Source organism: Roseobacter sp. GAI101 (assembly GCF_000156335.1).
Classification (GTDB): Bacteria; Pseudomonadota; Alphaproteobacteria; order Rhodobacterales; family Rhodobacteraceae; genus Sulfitobacter.
In genome coordinates this window covers 2,689,918-2,713,208 of sequence record NZ_DS999213.1, presented here as the reverse complement: position 1 = coordinate 2,713,208, position 23,291 = coordinate 2,689,918, and the positions used below count along the sequence as shown (strand labels likewise).

The window sequence follows — 23,291 nt, the reverse complement described above, 5'->3', positions numbered from 1 at the left end:
TCAGTCGAGCGTACGAACAACTTCTTCGCGGGTGAAGATTTCGATGACATCGCCTGCGCGGATGTCTTCGTAATTTTCGAACGCCATACCACATTCCTGACCGGAAGGCACTTCGGATACTTCATCCTTGAAGCGCTTGAGCGTCTTCAGGGTACCCTCGTGGATCACGACATCGTCGCGCAGCAGACGCACACCGGCAGAGCGGCTTGCCTTGCCTTCGGTGACCAGACAGCCCGCAACTTTGCCGACGCCGGTAACCTTGAACACTTCTTTGATGGTTGCATAACCGATGAAGTGTTCGCGGATTTCGTTGCTGAGCAAACCACTTGCGGCCGCTTTCACATCGTCAACCATGTCATAGATGACCGAGTAATAACGGATCTCGACACCCTTTTGGTTTGCAGTGGCACGGGCCGACGCATTGGCACGAACGTTGAAACCGATGATCGGCGCGTTTGATGCTTCGGCCAGACCCACGTCTGTGTCGGTGATGGCACCAACGCCAGAATGCAGAACCCGTACACGAACTTCGTCGTTCCCGATCTTCTCCATCGCCTGAAGGATCGCCTCGGCAGAGCCCTGAACGTCCGCTTTGATCAGCAGCGGAAGTTCCGATACTGTTTCATCCGCTTTGGCATTCGCCATCAGCTGTTCCAGCGTGGTGGCGGCACCGGCAGCGGCACGTTTGTCCTTGGCGGCGTTGGCGCGGTATTCCGCGATTTCGCGAGCCTGAGCTTCGGTGCTTGTCACGTTCAACACGTCACCAGCAGCAGGCGTACCGTTCAGGCCAAGAACTTCGACCGGCACAGATGGACCTGCTTCCTTGATGCGCTCGCCCTGATCGTTGATCAGCGCACGGACCTTACCGTACTGCTCGCCGACGACAAAGATATCGCCTTGGCGCAGCGTACCGTTCTGGATCAGAACGGTTGCGACAGGACCGCGGCCGACATCAAGCTGTGCTTCGATTACGGCACCGACGGCGGCGCGGTTCGGGTTGGCTTTCAGCTCAAGCAGTTCTGCCTGAAGCGAGATCGCTTCGAGTAGTTCATCAAGGCCCTGCCCTGTGGTGGCAGAAACTTCGACGTCCTGAACTTCACCGGACATCTTTTCGACGATGACCGAATGCTGCAACAGATCGGTGCGGACCTTATCCGGGTTCGCCTCGTATTTATCGATCTTGTTGATCGCCACGATCATCGGCACGTTGGCCGCTTTGGCGTGGTTGATCGCTTCGATCGTCTGGGGCATGACCGCATCATCCGCAGCGACCACCAGAACAACGATGTCAGTGACCTGAGCACCGCGCGACCGCATCGACGTGAACGCGGCGTGGCCGGGCGTATCGAGGAAGCTGAGCACTTGGCCGTTGTCGGTTGTCACCTGATAGGCACCGATGTGCTGCGTGATACCACCCGCTTCGCCGGACTGAACCTTGGCTTTGCGGATCGCATCCAGCAACGATGTCTTGCCGTGGTCGACGTGACCCATGATCGTGATAACCGGAGGACGTGTGACCAGATCTTTCGGATCATCAATTTCTTCCTTGATTACATCTTCAACGTCAGCATCCGAAACCCGAACCACTTTGTGGCCGAATTCTTCGATGATCAGCTCGGCTGTATCAGCGTCGATGGTTTCGTTCTGCGTCACCATCATGCCGTTGTTCATCAGCGCCTTTACGACGGCACCAACACGTTCCGCCATACGGTTCGCCAGTTCGGAAACCACGATCGCCGGAGGCAGGTTCACGTTGCGCACGACCTTTTCGCGCTCGACCGTGCCACCCATTGCCTTTTGACGCTGGCGTTCCTGCTTGCGCTTCATCTGCGCCATGGAACGCTGTCGGCCGCCTTCGCCACCAGTCAAAGCCTGGTTCACTGTCAGCTTGCCGGAACGGCGGCTGTCGTCGCCAGCCTTGTTGCGCTTGTTGGTTTCCTCGCGGTCACCTTCTTTCTTGCGGACCACAGGTGCCGGGGCACCACCCTTGGTGTTGGGCATCTTGGCAGAGGAAGGCTGTTCAACGGCTGCAGGGGCCGCGGCAGCAACTGCGGCAGCCTCGGCTTCGGCCTTGCGGCGTTCATCTTCGGCGGCTTTGGCCTTCAGGCTTTCTTCGCGCTCGCGCTCTTCCGCCTCTTTGGCGTCGATCTCGGCGCGCCGCCGTTCGCGGTCCTCTGCGCGTGCCTTTTCTTCGGCAGCGCGAGCTTCCGCTTCTTCTGATTCACGGGCGCGGGCGGCCTGAACCGCTTTCAGCCGGCGTTCCATTTCGGAATCGGTAATACCTGCGGGACGCTTCTTAGGATCCCCCAGCGATGGATTGCTGCCACCCGTAGGCTTTACGCCCGCAGGTTTGGGCACCACAACGCGCTTGCGTTTGGTCTCGACCACGACGTTTTTGGTACGTCCGTGGCTAAAGCTCTGCTTTACGTTGCCCGGGCGCGCTGGCGCACCACGAAGGCCCAATGTCTTTTTGCCGTCACTATCGCTCATCTAGCTCGTCTATCCTTTCGGGTGACCGTTGCCACCCTCGTTTATGCGTACGCCTCTTAGCCGTTGGGCTTCCTCTACAACACGAGAGGTGAGTCCACCAGAGGCGAGCGCCCCATGTATCACAGTTTGACGTCCGAATGCCAAACCCAATTCGTCTGCCGTCAACCATCCAATGTAATGGCCAAAGTGCGGCGTGCTCAGTTTCGATTTGCCGCGTCCCGATCCATCCACTGCCTGGATCAGAACTTCGGCCTCTTCCATTTGCAGCCAACCTTTGACTTTTTCGTACCCCGCGACAGCCTTGCCGGCCTTACGTTGAAGGGAAATCAGATCAACCACACGGCGGACAAGCTGTTTTTCAACCTCGTCCACCAGTCCTTCATCAACCTTGACAGGTTGCTTTGCTGCACGGGCGAACAGCTTTTTCTTTACAGCCAATTCCAGTGCAGCCCTGTCAGCGGCCACATAAATGCCCCGGCCCGGAAGTTTTCCCAAAATATCCGGGAAAACCTGCATGTCAGGACCAACCACGAAACGGATCAACCCGTTCTTCGGCTGCACTTCGCCCGTGGCAATGCATTTCCGCTCTGGACCGTCTTCCCGATCTTTAGAAACGCCACCGCGTACCATATTGTTCCCCAAAGCCTACGATCAGGCCTCGGCCTCCTCGTCTTCTATGTCGTCTTCTTCGACTTCCGGCTCAAGCTCGGCGGGATCAACCCAACCCAGCAGAACGCGGGCCGTCATGATCAGGTGCTGTGCTTCTTCCAGTGTCATCTCGAAGGGCTCAAGCGTGCCTTCGTCCTTGGTGCGTACGCCATCGACCGTTGTCCAGCCACCGGCAAGTTCCCAATCGGCACATGTGGCGAAATCTTCGAGCGTTTTCACGTCGTCCTTTGCCAGTGCCTCAATCATTTGGGGTGTCAGGCCGTCGAATTCAATAAGCGTATCGTCAACTCCCAACGCACGGGCCGCATCAAGCGCCGCTTTGTTCTTTGCCTCAAGAACATCACGGGCACGGGCCTGCAGTTCGCCGGCCGTTGCTTCGTCGACACCGTCGATCACCAACAGCTCGTCAACTTCGACATAGGCGACCTCTTCGAGGTTGGTGAACCCTTCGGAAACCAGAAGCTGGGCAAAGAATTCGTCCAGATCAAGGTTGTCCATGAACAGCTTGGTCCGCAGTTCAAACTCGGCCTGACGGCGCGCGCTTTCCTGCTCTTCGGTCATGATGTCGATCGTCAGACCGGTCAGCTGCGACGCAAGGCGCACGTTTTGACCACGACGGCCGATCGCAAGGCTCAACTGCTCTTCCGGCACGACGACTTCGATCTTGCCGGCTTCTTCGTCCAGAACAACCTTGGACACTTCAGCAGGCTGAAGCGCGTTGACGAGGAAAGTCGGCTGATCTTCATTCCATGGAATGATGTCGATCTTTTCGCCCTGAAGTTCGTTTACGACGGCCTGAACCCGGCTGCCGCGCATACCGACGCAGGCACCGACAGGGTCGATGGAACCGTCATAGGAAATCACGGCAATCTTGGCGCGCGAACCGGGGTCACGGGCCACGGCCTTGATCTCGATGATGCCATCATAGATTTCTGGCACTTCCATCTTGAACAGTTCCGCCATGAATTCCGGCGCGGTGCGCGACAGGAAAATCTGCGGGCCACGCTGCTCGCGACGCACGTCCTTGATGTAGACGCGGATGCGGTCGTTCGGGCGGTATGATTCGCGGCCGATTTTCTCGTTGCGACGCAGGATCGCTTCGCCAGCGCCCACATCGACGATGACGTTGCCGTATTCCTCGCGCTTGACCAGACCGTTGATGATCGTGCCTGCGCGGTCCTTGAATTCTTCGTACTGGCGGTCACGTTCGGCTTCGCGCACCTTTTGCAAGATTACCTGCTTGGCGGATTGTGCCGCGATCCGGCCCATTTCGACGGGCGGGACTTCTTCGCTGAACTCCTGACCGATTTCGGGGTTGGCCATATACTGCTTGGCCTGCTCGACGGTGAATTCAGCCTGATAGTTCTCAAGCTCGTCATCGGCCACAACGGTGCGCACACGGGTAAAGGTCGCGCGACCGGTCTTGCGGTCGATAGAGACGCGAATGTCCATTTCAGCGCCGTACCGCGACTTTGCGGCCCGAGCGAGCGATTCTTCCATCGCTTCAACCACCAGATTGGGGTCGATCATCTTTTCGCGGGCAACAGCCTCGGCGGTTTGCAGCAGTTCCAGCTGGTTGGCAGATGTAATGGCCATTTAGTCGTCTCCCTCGGTGGACCCTTCGGTCTCGATGTCATCGAATTTGGTTTCGTCAATTGCACCCGACGCTTTACGCTGGCGCAGCATTTCCTTGATCAGATCATCGGTCAGGACCAGCTTGGCGTCCGTGAGCCATTCGAACTTCAGGCCAATCGTGCCCTCTTCGACGTTGATCAGCACTTCATCGTCTTCGACACCCGCCAGCGCGCCCTTAAAGCGGCGGCGTCCGTCGATCAGGTCTGCGGTTTCGATCTTGGCCTCATACCCTTCGAACATGTCGAAATCCTTGAGACGCGTCAAAGGACGGTCGATACCTGGGCTTGAAACCTCAAGCGTGTATTCGTCCAAAATCGGGTCTTCCACATCCAGCACGGCGCTGACCGCCTGACTGACCAAGGCCAGTTCGTCGACCTCGATACCGCCATCGGGGCGGTCGGCCATAATTTGCAATGTCGTCGTCTTGCCGGACATCAGGCGAACGCGCACCAGTTCGAAACCCATATCCTCGATCACCGGAGTGATGATCTCGGCCATGCGGCGGTCTATGGCGGCTTTGGCAATCAGGTCGTTGTTCATATTCTCACTTATCGCTCTGCGGTTTTCAGCAGGCACAAAAAAACGGGCGCGCGGCCCGTGTTCAAGATCGGTGGAGCATTTGGTTTGGACCCGAATGCGCCGCTGTTGACTGGGATATACGCCTTGAATGCGGAAACTGCAAGCCCCGTCTGATTGAGCCCCTCAGGCGAACCACCACCGCTCTGCCGCGCGCAGGTTGTCCAACGGTCGGTGCTGGCCGGTTCTGGCAGGCATCGCCAGCCCGCGCGATACCGCATGGGTCACCCCCCGCGACGAAGGCAGCAAGGCGATATCGTCATATCCGATTAGCGGTTTAGGGTCTGACAGGTCGGCCGCCTCAACAAGATATTCGGCCAGGGCTTGCGCCCGCACGGGCTCTGACGGGATCGACACCAGTTCGACCGCGTCGAACCAGCCAAGGGATTGGCCTTTGTAATGGTCCGCCATCCGCTCGGCCAAAACCTGCTGACCGGGGGTGAAACGGCGCAAACGGTACAGGCCCGTGCCGATACCTTCGTTCAGCGCATGCGCGGGGCGAATGACATGGTCAGGCCCCGACAGGGTAAAGGGCAGATCCATCGCCGGCGCATCCAGCGTGATGCGGATCTGGTGGCTATTCACGACCTCGACGGCACCATCCAGCGCCAGCGAAGCGGCAACGTCCTTGGCCGTCAGAGGACGGGCATCATGAAACACCACGTCCTGACGCAGATCGAACTGCCAGACGCGGCCATCCTCCGACCCCTCCCAATCCGTGGCAAGTTCACCCCGCAACGTGCCGTCGGCGGCAATTTCCGTCAGCGTGTCAAAGATCAACCCCTGCCGCGCGACCTGCATGAACAACCCGTCGCCTTGTACCCAACTGTCACTGCGCTGCGCACCAGACAAGGCCATCCGCAAACGCCCGCCGCGCGTGGGAACAGATGCCGCAGAAACGCCTGTCGCAGCCAGCAAGGCTGCCGCAGCACCTGTGGCAAAAAGCGCCCGACGGTCCATGATGGAACGTGTCATTGTACTGCAATCCTGTCCATCGCGCGCACCAGTTCGGCACTGATCCCCGGCTCGGACAGGGCATGCCCGGCATTGCGCACCATCTTGAGTTCGGCATTCGGCCAGGCCTGCGCCAGATGATAGGCGCTGGTGGGCGGGCATATCATATCATAGCGCCCCTGCACGATGACGCCCGGAATATGGGCAATCCGTGGCACGTTGGCCAGGATCTGACCGTCGAATTCCAGGAAACCGGCATTGGTGAAATAGTGGTTTTCAAGCCGCGAAAAGGTTCGCGAATACTCCCCCGGGCCTTCATGCATACCGCCGGATGAATGGATAGACGCAAGCGCGTTCTCCCAGGCCGCCCAGGCCTTGCCGTATTTGATCTCGGTCTGCATGTCGCCGCTGAAAAGGCGTCGGTGATAGGCGGCGATCAGATCGCCATGCTCTTGTTGCGGGATCAGGTCGGTGAACCGTGCCCACAGATCAGGCCAGAACCGGCCCGCGCCGCCACCGTAGAACCAGTCAAGTTCGGTTTGGGTCATCATGAATACGCCACGCAACACGATGTTGCGCACGCGGTCCGGGTGGGTTTGCGCATAGATCAGCGCCAGCGTCGCCCCCCAACTGCCGCCAAAGGCGATCCATTGGCTGATGCCCAGCGCCTCTCGGATACGTTCGATGTCTGCGACCAGATCCCATGTGGTATTGTTCGTTACCGATGCAAAGGGTTTCGACCGCCCACAGCCGCGCTGATCGAACAGAATCACGTGGTATTTTTCGGGGTCGAAATAGCGTCGCATCGACGGGCTGCACCCGCCACCGGGCCCACCATGCAGGACAATCACGGGAATCCCCTTGGGGTTTCCGCATTGCTCGAAATACACGGTATGACCGTCGCCCACGTCCATCATCCGCTGATCAAACGGATCAACGGGGGGATAAAGATATTGAACTGCGCGCTTTTGGTCCGGGATTTTGTCCATTAGAGCCCTATATAGTCTTTGGACATAAAAGAGCACAGAGAGATCAGAATGCAAGCGCCACTAAGCACCGTTGACCCCGCCGAGATTGAAAAGTTTCAGGCCATGGCCGCCGAATGGTGGGACGAGAATGGCAAATTCAAGCCGCTCCACATGCTGAATCCCTGCCGGCTGGAATATATCACCAACCAGATCGCTGGTGAATTTGACCGTGATTTGAAAATGGACAAGCCTTTTGCCGGGCTGCGCATCCTTGATATCGGCTGTGGCGGCGGGTTGCTGTCTGAACCGATGGCGCGGCTTGGGGCTGATGTGGTCGGTGCCGATGCAGCCGAACGCAACATTCCGGTGGCGCAAGTCCATGCCGAACAATCCGGCCTGACCATCGATTACCGCCACACCACGGCCGAAGCGATGGCCGAAGCTGGCGAACAATTCGATGTCGTTCTGAACATGGAGGTGGTGGAACATGTTGCATCGCCCATCGATTATCTGATCGCCTGCCGCCAGTTGCTGAAACCTGGTGGTTTGCAGATCTGTTCGACCCTGAACCGCAATCCAAAGTCTTACATGATGGCGATCATCGGGGCGGAACATGTGATGCGCTGGCTGCCGAAAGGCACCCACGAGTGGTCAAAATTCATCACGCCCGATGAATTGTTCGATCTGCTGCGCAACGCGGGGCTGACCCCGGTTGATCGCAAAGGGTTCGTGTTCAACCCGATCCTGTGGTCCTGGAGCCTGTCTGATCGTGACCTGAGCGTGAACTATGTCACGGCCAGCACGAAACCCGAATAGGGTTCAGTCGTCTGAATAGGTCCGAAGGGCGCGCAAGGTTTCCAGCGTTGCGCGCACCTGCTCTTCGCCCAGTTCATCCGCGACGTTGTTGATCAGCGGCGTGATCGCCCGGATCGCATCGTCGCGCGCTTGCCGCCCTGCCGGGCTGATCGCGATCATCTTGCGGCGCGCGTCGTCCCAATCGGGGCGGATGTGAACATATCCGGCCCAGACCAGCTTGTTCAGGGTATTCGTCATGGCACCGCGGGTGACATTGAACGTCTCGGCCAATTGTGCGGGGGTCTTTTCACCTTCGTGCCAGGCAAGGTTGTTCAGCACCGAGAAATGCGAAATCTCCATTCCCTTGGGCAGCACCCGCGTCAGACGGTTGCGCATCCGCTGATCGGCCGACAGCAGTTCACTGATCAAGGTGATCGCCAGGGATGTCCGGTTTTCGCTCACAACTTGTCCCTCACGGTGCCGCAAAATCGCGGCGGTTGGCAAGGCTCGGCACACGGCGGCGTGCATCGGCAATACGGTCCAGGTCCATCTCGAACAGGTAAACTCCAGGGCTTTCGCCCGCGTCCAGCAAAACCTCGCCCCATGGGGCAACGGCCAGCGAATGCCCGTAAGTGTTGCGCGTCTTGTGCGCATCGCTTGCGTGTTCGCCGGTTTGCGCAGGGGCCAGTACAAAGCACCCGGTCTCGATCGCGCGGGCGCGCAGCAACGTATGCCAATGCGCGGCACCCGTGACAGGTGAAAACGCGGCAGGCATGGTCAGGATATCCGCGCCAGCCTCTGCCAAGGCCTGATAGAGCAGCGGAAAGCGCATATCGTAGCAAATGCTCATCCCAATTTTCCCAAAGGGGGTCTGCGCAATGACAGCCTTGTCCCCCGGCCTGTAGCCAGCTGATTCGCGGTAGCTTTCGGTCGCGTCGATATCTACATCGAACATGTGGACCTTGTCGTAACGCGCCATGATCTGCCCGTCAGGCCCGATCAGAAACGACCGGTTGGCAAAGCGGCCATCGGCATCGTCAGTTTTCAGCCCCAGCGATCCGATCAGCAGCCAAATGCTCTTTTCCCGCGCCACATCCTGCAATGCCACCAGGGTGACATCGTCGCCCTCATGCTGCAGGACATCGCGCTGATGCGCGCGATTGGTCGACATGCAATTGGTCACCTCGGGGGTCAAAACGAACGTGGCCCCCTGATCTGCGGCATCACGTACCATCGCAACCGTGCCCGCCAAATTGCGGGCCGGATCATCAGAGACATTCAACTGGATCAACGCGGCTTTCATCAGGCGGCCAACAACGCGTCCAGCTTGCCAGCACGCTCAAGCGCATAAAGATCATCGCAACCGCCGACATGCGTATCGCCAATGAAGATCTGCGGCACCGTGCGTCCGCCATTTGCGCGCTTTACCATCTCGGCTTTGCGATCCGGCTGGGCCAGAACGTCCACCTCGGCAAAGCTGACGCCCTTTTCATTCAGCAGCCGCTTGGCGGAATGGCAAAAACCACAAAGCGGCGAGGTGTAAATCTCAACGGATTTCATAGCTGTATCCTTTTTGACAAATCAGTTGGAAACAGACTTAGGTATCTTTTGCGACTCTTGCCAGTGTTACAACGCGTATTGACCCTGCGCCTGCGTCGATACAGGCCTTTGCGGCGCTGCAAAGTGTGGCCCCGGAGGTCATGACGTCATCAACGATCAACACGGATCGCCCCTGCAACCGTTCAGCGCGCTTTGGATGCACAGTGATCGCGCCCTCGAGCATCGCAAACCTTTCCGCGCGGGTTTTGCCCTCCAGGGGCTGGGTCCGGCGTAACCGCTGCAAAAGATCCGGGCACCACGATTGCCCCGTCTCGCGCGCCAAGGCCTTACCCAGCAGGGCGGATTGGTTATAGCGTCGTTTCACCAGCCGCAGCCAATGCAGTGGCACAGGTGCAATCAGCGTGTCTTTGGGCAAGGTCTTCGCAACGGCCCGCGCCATCCAAAGCGCTGCGGGCCGCGCGATTTCCTGTCGGTCGCCATGTTTCAGGCCCAGCACGATCTTTCGCCCGATGCCACGGTACAACAAAGCGGACCGTCCTTGCACCCAGGGCGGTGGATCGGTCATGCAAGCATCGCAGTGCGCCATCTCTCCGACGTCATTACCGGGCAAGGGCACCCCGCAGCGGTCGCAGACCGTCCCCCCGATAAACGCGGTCTCGCGCCAGCATGGGCCACACAGACCTGCGGTTTTTTCGACCGGTTGATTACAGCCCAGACAAACAGGCGGATAAATAAGACCGACAGCAGTTTGTAACTGGGACAGCATGACCTTATTATTCCCTTATGAATGCTCAAAATATCCTGACAGACATCCCGGCCCTGATCCGCAACCGTCACCGCAGCAGCGCGGACGGATTGTTTCTGCACCACGCCGCCCTGGACGAGATTGATGATCGGCTGAGTTTGGTTAACAGGACGTTTACCAAACCTGCCATCGTGACCGGTTTTCCGCAGGTCTGGGCAAACTCACAGCCCGATGCGGTGATCGCGCCGGATGACGAGACATTGAAGCTGGACCAGACCGCACATGATCTGGTGGTGCATGCCATGGCGCTGCACTGGGCAAACGACCCCGTCGGCCAGATCATCCAGGCGCGCCGCGCACTTGTGCCGGACGGGCTTTTCCTATCGGTCAGCTTTGGTGGCCAAACGCTGCATGAATTACGCGCCTGCCTTGCCCAGGCCGAAGCACAGGTCACCGGTGGCCTGTCGCCCCGCATCGCCCCAATGGCTGAACTGCGCGATATCGGCGGGCTGTTGCAACGGGCCGGTCTGGCGCTGCCGGTCGCGGATTCCGTAACGCTCAAGACCGAATATGCGGACATGTGGCACCTGATGCGTGATCTGCGCGCCATGGGGGAAACCAATGCCATGACATCCCGTCTGCGCCGCCTGACCCGCCGTGCCGTCTTTGATACCGCTGCCAGACTTTATCAGGACAACTTCGCCACCGACACAGGCCGAATCATCGCCACGTTCGAGCTGATCTTTCTGGCCGGCTGGGCCCCCGCAGACAGCCAGCCCAAACCCCTGCGACCAGGGTCTGCACAGCAGCGGTTGGCCGACGCGCTGGCAACTGATGAAAAGCCGCTCGGTGATTGACGCCACAGCCAAACCGTCTATCTCATCGCTACTCATGTAAAAAAGGAATGACAGATGACGCCATCGTGCCCAGTCCATGCCCAGCCGGATCACCCCAAGATCCCGACACCCAAGGTGGGCATTCTCTTGGCCAATCTTGGCACACCGGACAACTATGACTACTGGTCCATGCGCCGTTATCTGGGCGAATTCCTGTCCGATCGGCGTGTGATCGATTACAGCCCATGGCTGTGGCAGCCGCTGTTGCAGCTGGTAATTTTGACCAAACGCCCCTTCAGCAGCGGTGCTGCGTACAAGTCCATCTGGAACGAAGAAGCGGGCGAAAGCCCCCTGATGACCATCACAAAAGCGCAAACAACCAAGATCAAGGCGTCAATGCAGGCGCGGTATGGTGACGCAGTCATGGTCGATTTCTGCATGCGCTACGGCAACCCGTCGACCAAATCCAAGGTCGAAGCGATGGTCGCTGCGGGCTGCCAGAAAATCCTCTTTTTCCCGCTTTATCCGCATTATGCAGGGGCCACATCAGCCACCGCAAATGATGCGTTCTTTGCCGCATTGGCCAAGGAAAAATGGCAACCGGCCGCCCGCACGGTTCAGCCTTATTTCGACCGGCCTGATTATATCGACGCACTGGCCACGTCGATCGAACAAGCCTACGCGAAAATGGAAACCAAGCCGGACAAGCTGCTGTGTTCCTACCACGGGGTGCCACAACGCTATCTGATGGAGGGCGACCCCTATCATTGCCAATGCCAGAAAACGACGCGCCTGCTGAAGGAAAGGTTGGGCTGGGACGACACCCAGATCATGACAACCTTCCAGTCGAAATTCGGCCCCGAAGAATGGCTGCAACCCTATACCGTCGAAGAAGTCGCGCGTCAGGCCGAAGCGGGCAACAAAAAGATCGCCGTTTGCGCACCCGCGTTTTCAGCGGATTGCATCGAGACGCTGGAAGAGATCAACGAAGAGATCAAGGAAAGCTTTGAGCACGCCGGCGGAGAAGAGTTTCACTATATTCCCTGCCTGAACGACGACGACATGCACATCAGGGCGCTGTCCAATATCATCGAAGAAAACCTGCAAGGCTGGATCGACTAGACCGGTTCACGCCCTGATTTCAGAGACACTAAAAGCGCCTGTTTCACGGGCGCTTTTTTTTCATCTTGGCAGCTTTGTTTCGGAAAATTTGGCAAAAAAAAAGACGGTGCAAAACACCGTCTTTTTCATTGTATACTTCGACTGATTTAGTCAGCAGCAACAGCAGCAGCTACGATAACCAGCAGCAGCAGCGGGATCAAGATGCCCGAGGAAGAAGAGGTGGACTCTTCAACGATTACGGGTGCTTCGATGATTGGATCTGCCAGCGAGCCAGCAAAAGCATTCGATGCAGCAGCTGTCAGAGCAGCGGCGAGAACTAGTTTCTTCATATTTTATCTCCAGAAAAGGCGTACCTCACAGTATGATAGCACGCGCCCAAGACTTACCTCGTATAACTTTCTAAACAGGATCGGCGGAGAATTGCAAACCCGGATTCAGCGAATCAGACTCAGAATCGCCGGGAAGATGTCAAATTAGCAACACTTGCGTGCCGACCTTGGTGTAGCTGAAAAGTTCAGCGATATGTTCATTGTACAGGCCGATGCAGCCGTTCGACGAACGCCGTCCGATCTTGCGAGTGTCGTGTGTCCCGTGGATGCGGTAGTAGGTCCAGCTTAGGTACAAGGCATGCGTGCCAAGCGGGTTGTCGGGGCCTGCTTCGATGACCGCCGGCCACTCCGGGTTACGCTTCAGCATGGACGGGGTCGGGCGCCATGTCGGGCCTACAACCTTCTGGATCACACTTGTGCGCCCGCGACGGGTCAGTTCGTCGGTCAATGGAACGCTTGAAGGGTAAAGCTTGTAGATCGACTGATCTTCGGACCAGAAATGAACCGCGCGGCTGTCGATATCGACAAGAACCGCCCCATTTCTGGTGTTGTCAAAATAGGGCTGCCAATCCAACGTCCGGAAGCTCGAGATATTGCGACGGACCGATTCAGTCACGTCCCGTTCAACTTCGGTGGTGTCCGTGCTGTTCACGCTGCTTTGCGCAAGGGCAGGTGACGCCAGCAATGCCGCACTGCCTGCAAGAAAAGCGCGGCGCGACGATAGGTTGAATTTCTTGTCAGACATGAACTGTCTCCTGAAATGGGTAAAAATACTGTGATTATACGACATATATGACCCGAAAGTCGCAGTATCAAATCAAACCATCGTCAACAGGCAGTCTCACGCCGATGTGCGTTTGATCTGCAACGCTGGTCAGGGTAAGGCTGCGCAAACCTAATAGCGTGGAGCTTCGCCATGATCCGTCTTTATTCCATCCTGATCGCACTGACAGTGGCCCTGACCGCCTGTGCCCCTGTCCCGCCAGCCATGGGCCCGGACGGTAAGGCGCTGCCGCGCGCCTATCGCATCAGTCGTGCAGAATCTGGCAAAATCCAATTCCGGATGCTTGATTCCGTCAACGCCCTGCGAGGGGCCTCGGGGCTGTCTCAGCTCCAGCTTGACGCAAAACTGAACGCCGCCGCCGCAACGCATTCCCGCGACATGGCCGTGCAAAACCGCCCGTGGCATTTCGGATCGGACGGGTCGTCGCCTGTCGACCGGATCCAGCGCGTCGGCTATCAGGGATCGCTGGTGGGCGAAGTCATCTCGGAAACCTACGAGACCGAACTTGAGACCCTTGCCGCCTGGATGGACCAGCCGGACACACGCCGGATCATCATGGCACCCAAAGCCACGAACCTTGGCTTTTCATGGCATCAGGAAAACAACGGCAAGATCTGGTGGACGATGGTGATCGGCGACTGACCGTTCAGGTCACGCCAACCACCCTTTCGCAAAAACTGATTTATGCGTTGATCGCAATCGGCGTGCCGGTACCGACCATCGCATAGATATCTTCGATCTCTTGGTTAGAGACTGAAATACATCCCCAGGTCCAATCATTGATATTCTTTTTATCCGCCGCCTTCTGGCCGTGGATAAAAATATCGCCCCCCGGCTGTTTGCCCAAGGCAGCGGCATTGGCGCGGTCATTGTCATTTGGATAGGAGATACCAAGCGACAGATGGAACTTGCTGTTGGGGTTGCGCCGGTCGATCCAATAGCGCCCTTCAGGCGTGCGCCCGTCACCTTCGTGGGCCTTGTGGCCGACAGGGGCAAAGCCAAGCCTGATATCATACGCCTCAAGCACCTTGTCCTGATGCATCAGATACATGCGGCGGTCGCCTTTGTTGACCACCACATAGGTAACCTGCGGTCCGCTGTAGCGCTTGAATTTACTGTCCCCGCTGCAGGCACTCAATGCCACCAGCGCTGTACCACCCAGAATAAAATTTCTGCGTTTCATCAATTATGCCTCGTTCTTGCAGCCGTTCCGGCCTTTATTTGCCTCGACTAACATGTAGCAAAAATTCGAGCGGTCAAAAAGACGTTACTGTTGGGATTTTTCCGCAAGCTGTTTTTCAATTGCCTCAAGCTTGCGCATGACATCATCCCGGTAGGCGTCGGTGCGTTCCGTTTCTTCTTCGTTATGGGCATCCTGCATCGAGTTGACGACAAGGCCCACCAAAAGGTTCACCACAGCGAAAGTGGTGACCAGAATGAACGGCAGGAAGAACATCCACGAATAGGGGAAAACCTCCATCACGGGGCGGACGATTCCCATCGACCAGCTTTCCAGCGTCATGATCTGGAACAGCGTGTAGGCACTGGATGGCAGCGATCCGAACCACTGGGGGAACGCCCCCGAAAACAGCTTGGTCGCGATGACGGCACCGATGTAAAAGATGATCGCCATCAGCAAAAACACCGACCCCATGCCCGGCAGTGCGGTGATGAATCCTTCGACCACGCGGCGCAAGCTGGGCGCGACCGATATCACCCGCAAGATCCGCAAGATCCGCAGCGCCCGCAAGACAGACAAACCTTGCACGGCAGGAACAAGGGCAATCGCGACAACGAGGAAATCGAACACGTTCCAGCCGTTCTTGAAAAAGCCCAGGCCGCGCCCGGCAATCTTTAGCAAGATTTCGATAATGAAGATCGCGAGGCAAATGCTGTCGAGGAATTCGATCATCGGCCCAATGCGCGCCATCGTTTCTGCCGATGTCTCAAGCCCCAACAGAACCGCGTTGAAGATGATGACGCCTATGATGAAATTGCTGACAAGACGGCTTTCGACCCAATTATTCAGACGTTCGCGCATATGCTGGTGGCCTTAATGACGTTTGCGTTTAATCTCTGGCGCGGTGAACTGCGCCGCAAGCTCGACATGCGAGGACCAGCGGAACTGGTCGACGACCTGCACCCAATTCAATGTATATCCAGCCGCGATCAATGTGGCGGCGTCCCGGGCGAAAGTGACAGGATTGCACGATACATAAGCGATGACCGGCGGCATGGCTTTGACGATCTCGGCCACCTGCGCCTCGGCTCCCGCACGGGGCGGGTCAAGAACAACGGCATCGGTCTTGCCCATTTCGTCGGGCAGCAAGGGGCGGCGATACAGATCGCGCGCCTCGCATGTCACAGGCTTCAGCCCCTTGGCCATGCGCCAGCCATGGTCCAGCGCCGCAGTCATCTTGGGATCACCTTCAACGGCATGCACCTCGGCGGTTTCGGCCAGGGGAAGGCTGAAAGTACCGCAACCCGCAAACAGGTCAATGACATGTCGCGCACTCCCGACGGCCTCCCGCACGGCACTGACCAATGATGCCTCGCCGTGCGGGGTCGCCTGCAGAAACGCGCCAGGTGGCGGCGTGACCTTGGCCGCCCCGAACCGCTGTACCGGAGGGGTGCGCATCGCGATCACCTCGCCCTCCCACGTCAGGCGGGCAAGCCCAAGGCTATCGCACAGATGTGCCAGTTCCTGCCGCAGCGGGCCATCAAGCGGTTTGCCGTTCTGCACCGAAATATCAAGGCCGGCGCGCGATGTCGTCACCGTCACTGCCAGCGCGGCCTTGCGGCTGGTGCCGATCATTGCCAGTTTTTCGGCGATCGGCAGGGCGGCCATCACGTCGGGGTCAAGCAACTGACAGCCGGGAATTTCGATTATCGTATCGGACCCGCGCCCGTGAAATCCGGCCATCGCGCCCTTTTTCGTGCGCTTCGCGGCAAAGGTTGCCCGACGGCGCGATTGCGCGGGTGATGTCTGGATCGGCTTGTAAACAGTCTCTATTCCGTGCGCATCCAGGGATGCCTTGACCACGCCCAGCTTGAAATCCGCGACAAAACGATCCGACGCATGCTGCAACTGGCACCCGCCACAAGCCTTGAAATGCCTGCACGGCGCAGCGACCCTGTTTTCCGAGGGGGTCACGATGCGAATGTCGGTCAGTGTCTGACCTTCCGGCGTGCCGGTCACGACCTCTCCGGGAAGGGTCATGGGGGCGAAAAGCGGACCGGCGGCAATGCCGTCGCCCAAGTGGCCAAGTCGTTGGATTACATATTCTGTCATCCCCTTCGCATAGCCTGAAGGGCGCGTCAGCAAAAGCCCCTATTCTGCTGCCTTCATATCCAGAAAACCGCCCGACTGCCGTTGCCAATAGCGCGCATAAAGCCCGTCTTTGGCCAAAAGCGCGTCATGGGTGCCAATCTCGACAATGCGCCCTGCATCCATGACAGCGATCCTGTCCATCTCGGTCAGTGTCGAAAGACGGTGCGCAATGGCAAGAACGGTCTTGCCCTCCATCACCCGCGTCAGCGCGTGCTGGATCGACGCTTCGACTTCGCTGTCCAGTGCGCTGGTGGCTTCGTCAAGGATCAGGATCGGCGCGTCTTTCAAAATGGCGCGGGCCAGGGCGATGCGCTGGCGTTGCCCGCCCGACAATTTCACACCGCGTTCGCCCAGATGCGCGGCATAGCCTTTGCGCCCTGTGTGATCTTGCATGTTTTCGATAAACTCATGCGCCTCCGCCTTGGTCGCGGCGGCGATGACTTCATCTTCGGTCGCGTCCGGTTTGCCATAGCGGATGTTGTCAAAGGCCGATCTGTTGAACATCGCCGTTTCTTGCGTGACCATCCCGATTTGCCGCCGCAAGCTTTCCTGAGTGACCTTGGCGATATCCTGACCATCAATCAAAATGCGGCCTTTTTCCAAGGTATAGAGCCTGAGCAAAAGCGAAACGAGGCTGGATTTACCCGCACCCGACGCCCCTACGATCCCCAGCTTCTCGCCTGGTTTGATATCAAGGCCCATGTGATCGACCCCGCCCTGATCGCGCCCGTAGGTAAAGCGGATATTGTCCAGCTTGATCGCCCCGTCGCGCACGACAAGATCCTGCGCGCCCGGCAAATCGCGCAATTGCTGGCGCGGGGTCAGAGTGCGCATGCCGTCCTCAACCTCGCCCATGTTGGCATAAAGCCCCATCAGCGTGAAACTGACCCAGCCGGTCATCTGCGCCAACCGCAAGGACACCGCACCGGTCGCCGCAATGTCACCCGCCGTGACCAGTCCCAGCGACCAATACCAAAGCGCGCCGCCCACCAGAAGCACGGGCAGCAGCCCCGCGATCGTCATCAGCCAAAACCGGAACGAAACACTGACCCGGCCAAAATCAAGGCTGGTGTCCAGAAACTTGCGCATCGCCCCAAGGGCCGCGCGGTCTTCGTGATCGGCATGGGCGAACAGCTTGACCGTTTTGATATTGGTGATCGTATCGACCACCTGCCCCGTCACCATCGCCCGCGCGCCTGCACGTGCCTGCGAGAACTTGCGCACCCGCGGCATGTAGTGGCGGATCAGAAAGACATAGCCGACCATCCACAACACCAGCCCCATCGCGATGCGCCAATCAACGGTGCCCAGCAACATCACCGCCCCGACAAAAGACGCCAGCGCGAACAGCAGCGTATGGATCATCTCGATCACGACATCGGTCAGGGCACGGCTGGTCTGCATTTCCTTTTGGGAAATCCGTCCAGCAAAGTCGTTGTCAAAAAACGTAACGGCTTGCCCCAAAGTATACCGGTGCAGGCGTGACAACGCGATGTTGAACACATTCGGCCCCACCACGATCGACTGCATGTAAGAACTGACGCCGAAAAGCAGCGGCCGTAAAATCATGAAGAACGCCATACAGCCCAGCAAAAGCGCGGTCTGATCTGAAAAAATCGAACGTGCCTCTCCTGAAAGGGCCGCGTCAATTACCCACCCCAGAACAAGGGCGGCAAGAACCTCGACCACCCCGGCGAGGATCGACAGGATGGACGCTACGCCCAGCGCGGCCCCGCACCCTTTCAACGTCCAGTGAAAGAACCGCAACAGGGTCTGTGGCGGGTCACCGTCAGCCGGGGCAAAAGGATCGATCCAGGTTGCTTTCTTCATGTCTCATCATCTTCCGTCTTCAGGAACCCGCCAGATTGCCGGGCCCAGAACCCAGCATATAGCCCACCTTTTTCCAAAAGCATCTCATGGGTGCCTTCTTCGACGATCCGTCCCTGATCCATCACCAAAATCCGGTCCATTTCAGCAATGGTCGAAAGTCGGTGCGCAATCGCGATCACCGTTTTACCCGCCATCATCCCGTATAGCGTTTCCTGAATGGCGGCCTCGACTTCGCTGTCCAGCGCGCTTGTCGCCTCGTCCAGCAACAGGATCGGCGCATTTTTCAGGATCACGCGGGCAAGGGCGATGCGCTGGCGTTGGCCGCCGGACAGCTTGACGCCCCGTTCGCCGACCTGTGCATCATAGCCTGACCTGCCATCAGGATCAGCCAGATCCATGATGAACCCGTGGGCCTGCGCCTGCTTTGCGGCGGCGATCACCTCGGCCTCGGTCGCGTCGGGGCGTCCATAAAGGATATTTTCGCGAATGGACCGGTGCAAAAGCGCGCTGTCTTGTTGGACCATGCCGATGCGCTGCCGCAAGCTGTCCTGCCGCAGCTTTGTGATGTCTTGACCGTCGATCAGAATATGGCCGCCTTCAGGATCGTAAAACCGCAAGAGAAGCTTCACCAAGGTCGATTTTCCAGCGCCCGATCGCCCGATCAATCCGATCTTTTCACCGGGCCGCACGGTCAGATTGACCCGGTCCAATCCGCCAGAAGCCCGCCCGTAGTGATGCGTCAGCCCCTGCATGTCGATCTGCCCGTCGGTCAGTTGCAGCGGTTTGGCCCCTGCATCGTCGATCAAGGTGACCGGCTGGGCGATCGTTTCCATCCCCTCGGAAACAACGCCGAGCTGTTGAAAGAAAGTCGACAGCGCCCACATGATCCAGGCCGTCATGGAATTCAGCCGCAAGGTCAGCGCTGCGGCCGCTGTCACGGCACCGACCGTGGCATGACCTGAGGTCCACAAAAAGAACGCCCAACCTACGACACCAACAATCAGGAAACCGTTCAGCACCACCAGCGTCACATCCATCACGGTGAAAATGCGCATCTCTTTCTGAAAGGTATTCCGCGCCTTTTCGATGGCTGTGCGGGCATATTCAATCTCGCTGTCGTGGTGGGCGAACATCTTGACCGAATGAATGTTGGTGTAGCTGTCAACGACACGGCCCGTCACTTCGGAGCGTGCATCAGACGACGCTTTCGATGCCGCGCCGACACGCTTGATCATCCACTTCATCAGCAGCGCATATAGCCCGAACCACGCAAAAAGCGGCACCAGCAACCGCCAGTCAGACGTGCTGAGCAGGATTGCAGCCCCGATCAGATAGGCCAGCGAATAGGAAATCGCGTCAAAGACTTGAAAGACGACCTCTCCGGCTGCGGGAGGTGTTTGCATGATCCGGTTTGCGATACGACCGGCAAAGTCATCCTCGAACCAGCCAACGGATTGCCGCAAAACCTGCCGATGGGCGCGCCATCGAAACAGCGTGCCATAGTTTGGCATGATCGCGTTGTTCAGCAACAATACATCCAACGCCTGAAACGCGGGCCGCAGGATAAGGATGAACAGCGCGACCAGAATGAATTCGGTCCCGTAGCTGTCCCAGACGTCCGCAGGCGATCCATCAAGCAGATCAACCAAGCGCCCCATGTAGTAGATCAACCCGATCTCGATAAAGGCCACGACGATCGACATGATACCCGTCAGGATAAACACCTTTTTGAACGGCTTGCTGTAATCCCGAAAGAACGGCCACAGTCCCGTGGGCGGCGTATCCTGTTCGGGGTAGTCCACATAGGGGTCCACCAGATTTTCAAAAAAGCGAAACATAAAATACCTAACCAAGTGTCATTAGCGGATCATAAATAGCGTTTTTGCCGACAAGACCACATCGGGTTTCAGGTGTCAGGCATATCCAGCAATGTATCCCGCGTCGCGCTGAAATCTGACGCGATCCATGCGGCCTCTAACTGCGCAAGGCGTGCGCCCAGTGCGGGACCCGCGTATGCTGGCATCAGATCCTTGGCCGCGACCGGAAATTTGGCTTGGGTTGCGGCATCAATCGTCTCTAACACGGCGATATCTGGCGGGGTTTCAGCCAGACAGGCGCGCAACAACATGGCACCCTGTGCGATCATGATCCCATGGCGATAGGCGATTTCGGACAGGGTATTCCCTTCAAAGGCCGCATCCCTGATCTGCTCCAGCATCCTGCCGTCCGCCTTGCTCAGCCGCAGCCGCGTGACCGCGTCATCCCCACCAAGAGCAGCCAAGCGCCAGATCCAATGTGCACGCATGCCCAGAAGCGCTTCGAAATGCACCAGCATCGAAATCCAGCGATCATCAGCGCCCGGTAATATCGCGTTCAAAACCCCGGTCTGCCGCATTCCGGCAAGGGCGGGAGCGGGATCGGGGGCGCTTAGCAATTTTTGCATCTCCGCCCCGATACGTTCCGCCGAAAGCGTCTCTAACCCAGCGGTATTCGAGGCAATCGCGGACAAGGCATCAGGATCAAAGCCCTTGGCCGGGTCAGCGTACCACGCATGGAACCGGAAATAGCGCAGGGTGCGCAGGTAATCCTCGCGGATGCGGGCTTCGGCATCTTCGATGAACCGCACGCGACGGGCGCGCAGATCTGGCAGACCTTCCAGCGGGTCAATCACCCGACCTTCTGCATCCGCATAAAGCGCGTTGATGGTAAAATCACGACGGCGCGCATCGTCATCTATATTGTTTGAAAATGCCACGACGGCGCGGCGCCCATCGGTTTGAACGTCACGGCGAAATGTCGTGACCTCGAACCCCTTGCCACCGCTGACCACGGTCACCGTGCCATGTTCCACACCGGTCGGCACAGTTTTCAGCCCAGCGCGCTTGGCCAGCGCCATAACCCGTTCGGGCAATGCATCGGTAGACATGTCCACGTCACTGTCCGGCAGGCCCAACAGCGCATTGCGCACACAGCCGCCGACGAAATAGATGGTGTGGCCCCCGTCCTGCACGGCGTCACAGACCGCCTGCGCATCTGCGTCGGCAAGCCATCTGGTGTCGGTCGGAAGGGTCAGATCATACGTTCGGTCCATGCCCGCAGCATACGCGCGGTTGCGCCCCAAATGTAATAGGGGCCGTAAGGAACAATGTAATAATGGCGAATATTTCCGCGCCAGCGACGCGATTGCACCAGATAATTGTCCGGATTCAGCACATGCACCAGGGGCACGGTAAAGACCTCTTCGACCTCACCGGGTTCAGCGATGATCTGAAATTCGTCTCTGACAAAGGCGATTACCGGCGTGACATGGAAATTGGTCACAGTTTCATGGGCAGGCAAAGTGCCCAAGACGTCGACCAGTTCGGTCGGCAATCCGATTTCTTCGCGGGCCTCGCGCAGCGCTGCGGCGATCACATCAGCATCGGTTTCGTCCTGCTTGCCACCAGGAAATGCAATTTGGCCGGGGTGGTGCTTCAGCGATGATGACCGCTTGGTCAGGATCAGCTCAAGCCGACCGTTCTTTTCAATGATGGGGGCCAGCACCCCTGCTGGCCGCAGTTTGCGGTCCGCAGGCAGCACGACATCCTTGTTCAGGTCGAAATCGGACGACGACACACCGGTCATGGCCAGCGCCGTCCGAAAATTTTGTATCTGATCACTCACCACTTGTGGCTTCAGCCTCGAATCCGACCGTCTTGGGATCAAGATCGTAATGCGCGCTGCAGAATTGGCAGTCTGCCGTCACCCGGCCGTCGTCCGTGGTCATCTTTTCAATGTCCTTGGCCGAATAGATCGACAGGCTTTGCCGCACGCGATCTTCAGAGCAGGTACACCCGAACCGCACCGGTTGGGTTTCGAACACGCGTGGCGTTTCCTCGTGAAACAGACGCAGCAACAGGTCGGTGGGCGGCAGTGACGGCCCGATCAATTCAAGCGGGTCCACCGTATCCAGCAAGACATTTGCACGGTTCCAGTTTTCACCTTCTTCACCATCAACCAGATCTTCGGGGCGCAGGATTTCACCGGTACCTTCTGCCGTCGCGGCGAAAGGCGACGCCTTTGGCATATGCTGCAACATCACGCCGCCCGCACGCCAATGTTCAGCCTCTTGCGGCGTCGAGGATTTACCAAAGCTAAGCTGGAACCGTGTCGGCAATTGTTCGGACTGGGCAAAATACGCCTCGGCACAAGACGCCAGCGACCCGCCGGCCAATGGCGTAATGCCTTTGTAGGGGGTCATGCCTTGCCCTTGGTCGATCATGATCGCGAAATACCCTTCGCCGACCTGATCGAAAACAGGGGCGTCGGTGATCCGGTCCGCATCATAGCTGGCGTAGGCGCGGATGCGCGCGGGTTCGCCTTCTTCGGTCGGACCGTAATAATCTGTCGCAATCATCCGCACGGGGCCATTTGACTGCACCTGCAACTGAAGCTTCCACCGCAGTTTGATGGATTGACCGATCAATGCGGCCAGCAACGCCATCTCGGCGACAAGTGCTTCGACTTTTTCGGGGTAATCATGCTGACGCAAAATCCCTTCCAGCACGCCATCCAGACGGGCCACACGGCCCCGAATATCGGAAGCATCAAGTTGAAAGGGCAGAACAGTGTCGTCCCACGCGATTTTATTTCCTTGGGTCATAAGTCTTTCCTTAGCGGCGGGGGCT

General features: G+C 58.1%; 24 protein-coding genes. 4 read left to right on the top strand and 20 right to left on the bottom strand.

Annotated features, from left to right (window positions below; all coding sequences use genetic code 11):
• The 6 genes from infB to pip form a co-directional block, all read right to left on the bottom strand.
• Window positions 1-2,490, bottom strand: a complete 2,490-nt coding sequence (gene infB, locus RGAI101_RS12620) for a translation initiation factor IF-2 (RefSeq protein ID WP_008226201.1) — start codon at window positions 2,488-2,490, stop codon at window positions 1-3.
• Window positions 2,491-2,499: 9 nt separating this feature from the next.
• Window positions 2,500-3,120: an RNA-binding protein gene (locus RGAI101_RS12615; RefSeq protein WP_008227589.1), complete on the bottom strand. Its 621-nt coding sequence runs from the start codon at window positions 3,118-3,120 to the stop codon at window positions 2,500-2,502.
• 21 nt (window positions 3,121-3,141) lie between these two features.
• Window positions 3,142-4,755 (bottom strand): transcription termination factor NusA, encoded by a 1,614-nt coding sequence (nusA, locus tag RGAI101_RS12610; RefSeq protein WP_008226067.1) that lies wholly within the window; start codon window positions 4,753-4,755, stop codon window positions 3,142-3,144.
• Entirely contained in the window at window positions 4,756-5,334 is a 579-nt protein-coding gene (rimP, locus tag RGAI101_RS12605; RefSeq protein ID WP_037228179.1) for a ribosome maturation factor RimP, read from the bottom strand. It lies immediately after the preceding gene.
• 162 nt (window positions 5,335-5,496) lie between these two features.
• Window positions 5,497-6,345 carry an ABC transporter substrate-binding protein gene (locus RGAI101_RS12600; protein WP_037228175.1) on the bottom strand — a complete coding sequence of 283 codons (849 nt, stop codon included), beginning with the start codon at window positions 6,343-6,345 and terminating at the stop codon, window positions 5,497-5,499.
• Window positions 6,342-7,313 (bottom strand): prolyl aminopeptidase, encoded by a 972-nt coding sequence (pip, locus tag RGAI101_RS12595; protein ID WP_008228951.1) that lies wholly within the window; start codon window positions 7,311-7,313, stop codon window positions 6,342-6,344. Before pip ends, RGAI101_RS12600 begins: the two co-directional genes overlap by 4 nt.
• Window positions 7,314-7,361: 48 nt before the next feature.
• On the opposite strand from pip, the gene ubiG reads away from it, so the two are divergent.
• Window positions 7,362-8,108: a bifunctional 2-polyprenyl-6-hydroxyphenol methylase/3-demethylubiquinol 3-O-methyltransferase UbiG gene (gene ubiG, locus RGAI101_RS12590; RefSeq protein WP_008228510.1), complete on the top strand. Its 747-nt coding sequence runs from the start codon at window positions 7,362-7,364 to the stop codon at window positions 8,106-8,108.
• Window positions 8,109-8,111: 3 nt separating this feature from the next.
• Here the strand turns inward: ubiG and RGAI101_RS12585 are convergent, their stop codons facing one another.
• Genes RGAI101_RS12585 through RGAI101_RS12570 form a run of 4 tightly spaced genes read right to left on the bottom strand, consistent with a single transcriptional unit; the run spans window position 8,112 to window position 10,413 of the window.
• Complete coding sequence (locus tag RGAI101_RS12585) at window positions 8,112-8,549, bottom strand: MarR family winged helix-turn-helix transcriptional regulator (protein ID WP_008229290.1); 438 nt, start codon at window positions 8,547-8,549, stop codon at window positions 8,112-8,114.
• Between the two features lie 10 nt (window positions 8,550-8,559).
• The gene (locus RGAI101_RS12580; protein ID WP_008227489.1) at window positions 8,560-9,390 is read right to left on the bottom strand and encodes a carbon-nitrogen hydrolase family protein; all 831 of its coding nucleotides are present in this window, start codon (window positions 9,388-9,390) and stop codon (window positions 8,560-8,562) included.
• The gene (gene grxC / locus RGAI101_RS12575) at window positions 9,390-9,647 is read right to left on the bottom strand and encodes a glutaredoxin 3 (RefSeq protein WP_008227675.1); all 258 of its coding nucleotides are present in this window, start codon (window positions 9,645-9,647) and stop codon (window positions 9,390-9,392) included. Before grxC ends, RGAI101_RS12580 begins: the two co-directional genes overlap by 1 nt.
• A gap of 37 nt (window positions 9,648-9,684) precedes the next feature.
• Window positions 9,685-10,413: a ComF family protein gene (locus RGAI101_RS12570; protein ID WP_008225674.1), complete on the bottom strand. Its 729-nt coding sequence runs from the start codon at window positions 10,411-10,413 to the stop codon at window positions 9,685-9,687.
• A gap of 17 nt (window positions 10,414-10,430) precedes the next feature.
• Here RGAI101_RS12570 and RGAI101_RS12565 point away from each other — a divergent pair, with 17 nt between their 5' ends.
• Together RGAI101_RS12565 and hemH are read left to right on the top strand one after the other, a co-directional pair.
• Window positions 10,431-11,249 (top strand): hypothetical protein, encoded by an 819-nt coding sequence (locus RGAI101_RS12565; protein ID WP_008225690.1) that lies wholly within the window; start codon window positions 10,431-10,433, stop codon window positions 11,247-11,249.
• A 54-nt stretch (window positions 11,250-11,303) separates the two neighbouring features.
• On the top strand, window positions 11,304-12,350 hold the full coding sequence (hemH, locus tag RGAI101_RS12560; RefSeq protein ID WP_037228173.1) for a ferrochelatase: 1,047 nt from the start codon (window positions 11,304-11,306) through the stop codon (window positions 12,348-12,350).
• 146 nt (window positions 12,351-12,496) lie between these two features.
• Here the strand turns inward: hemH and RGAI101_RS21575 are convergent, their stop codons facing one another.
• On the bottom strand, window positions 12,497-12,679 hold the full coding sequence (locus RGAI101_RS21575; protein ID WP_008228760.1) for a hypothetical protein: 183 nt from the start codon (window positions 12,677-12,679) through the stop codon (window positions 12,497-12,499).
• 139 nt (window positions 12,680-12,818) lie between these two features.
• Window positions 12,819-13,424 (bottom strand): L,D-transpeptidase, encoded by a 606-nt coding sequence (locus tag RGAI101_RS12555; RefSeq protein ID WP_037228171.1) that lies wholly within the window; start codon window positions 13,422-13,424, stop codon window positions 12,819-12,821.
• Window positions 13,425-13,595: 171 nt separating this feature from the next.
• Between RGAI101_RS12555 and RGAI101_RS12550 the strand changes: the two genes are divergently transcribed.
• Window positions 13,596-14,105, top strand: a complete 510-nt coding sequence (locus RGAI101_RS12550; RefSeq protein WP_008225316.1) for a CAP domain-containing protein — start codon at window positions 13,596-13,598, stop codon at window positions 14,103-14,105.
• Window positions 14,106-14,145: 40 nt separating this feature from the next.
• Here the strand turns inward: RGAI101_RS12550 and RGAI101_RS12545 are convergent, their stop codons facing one another.
• The 8 genes from RGAI101_RS12545 to hslO form a co-directional block, all read right to left on the bottom strand.
• Window positions 14,146-14,646: a L,D-transpeptidase family protein gene (locus RGAI101_RS12545; RefSeq protein ID WP_008227356.1), complete on the bottom strand. Its 501-nt coding sequence runs from the start codon at window positions 14,644-14,646 to the stop codon at window positions 14,146-14,148.
• 84 nt (window positions 14,647-14,730) lie between these two features.
• On the bottom strand, window positions 14,731-15,504 hold the full coding sequence (locus tag RGAI101_RS12540; protein WP_008229070.1) for an ion transporter: 774 nt from the start codon (window positions 15,502-15,504) through the stop codon (window positions 14,731-14,733).
• Between the two features lie 12 nt (window positions 15,505-15,516).
• On the bottom strand, window positions 15,517-16,755 hold the full coding sequence (locus tag RGAI101_RS12535) for a class I SAM-dependent RNA methyltransferase (RefSeq protein WP_037228167.1): 1,239 nt from the start codon (window positions 16,753-16,755) through the stop codon (window positions 15,517-15,519).
• 39 nt (window positions 16,756-16,794) lie between these two features.
• Window positions 16,795-18,624: an ABC transporter ATP-binding protein gene (locus RGAI101_RS12530; protein WP_008227085.1), complete on the bottom strand. Its 1,830-nt coding sequence runs from the start codon at window positions 18,622-18,624 to the stop codon at window positions 16,795-16,797.
• A complete protein-coding gene (locus tag RGAI101_RS12525) occupies window positions 18,621-20,462 on the bottom strand; it encodes an ABC transporter ATP-binding protein (RefSeq protein WP_008225441.1) in 1,842 nt (613 codons plus the stop codon). Before RGAI101_RS12525 ends, RGAI101_RS12530 begins: the two co-directional genes overlap by 4 nt.
• Before the next feature lie 68 nt (window positions 20,463-20,530).
• Window positions 20,531-21,715: a CCA tRNA nucleotidyltransferase gene (locus tag RGAI101_RS12520; protein WP_008227577.1), complete on the bottom strand. Its 1,185-nt coding sequence runs from the start codon at window positions 21,713-21,715 to the stop codon at window positions 20,531-20,533.
• Window positions 21,694-22,248 (bottom strand): CoA pyrophosphatase, encoded by a 555-nt coding sequence (locus RGAI101_RS12515; RefSeq protein WP_008229282.1) that lies wholly within the window; start codon window positions 22,246-22,248, stop codon window positions 21,694-21,696. Before RGAI101_RS12515 ends, RGAI101_RS12520 begins: the two co-directional genes overlap by 22 nt.
• A gap of 31 nt (window positions 22,249-22,279) precedes the next feature.
• Window positions 22,280-23,266 (bottom strand): Hsp33 family molecular chaperone HslO, encoded by a 987-nt coding sequence (hslO, locus tag RGAI101_RS12510; RefSeq protein WP_008227177.1) that lies wholly within the window; start codon window positions 23,264-23,266, stop codon window positions 22,280-22,282.
• Window positions 23,267-23,291 lie beyond the last annotated feature (25 nt).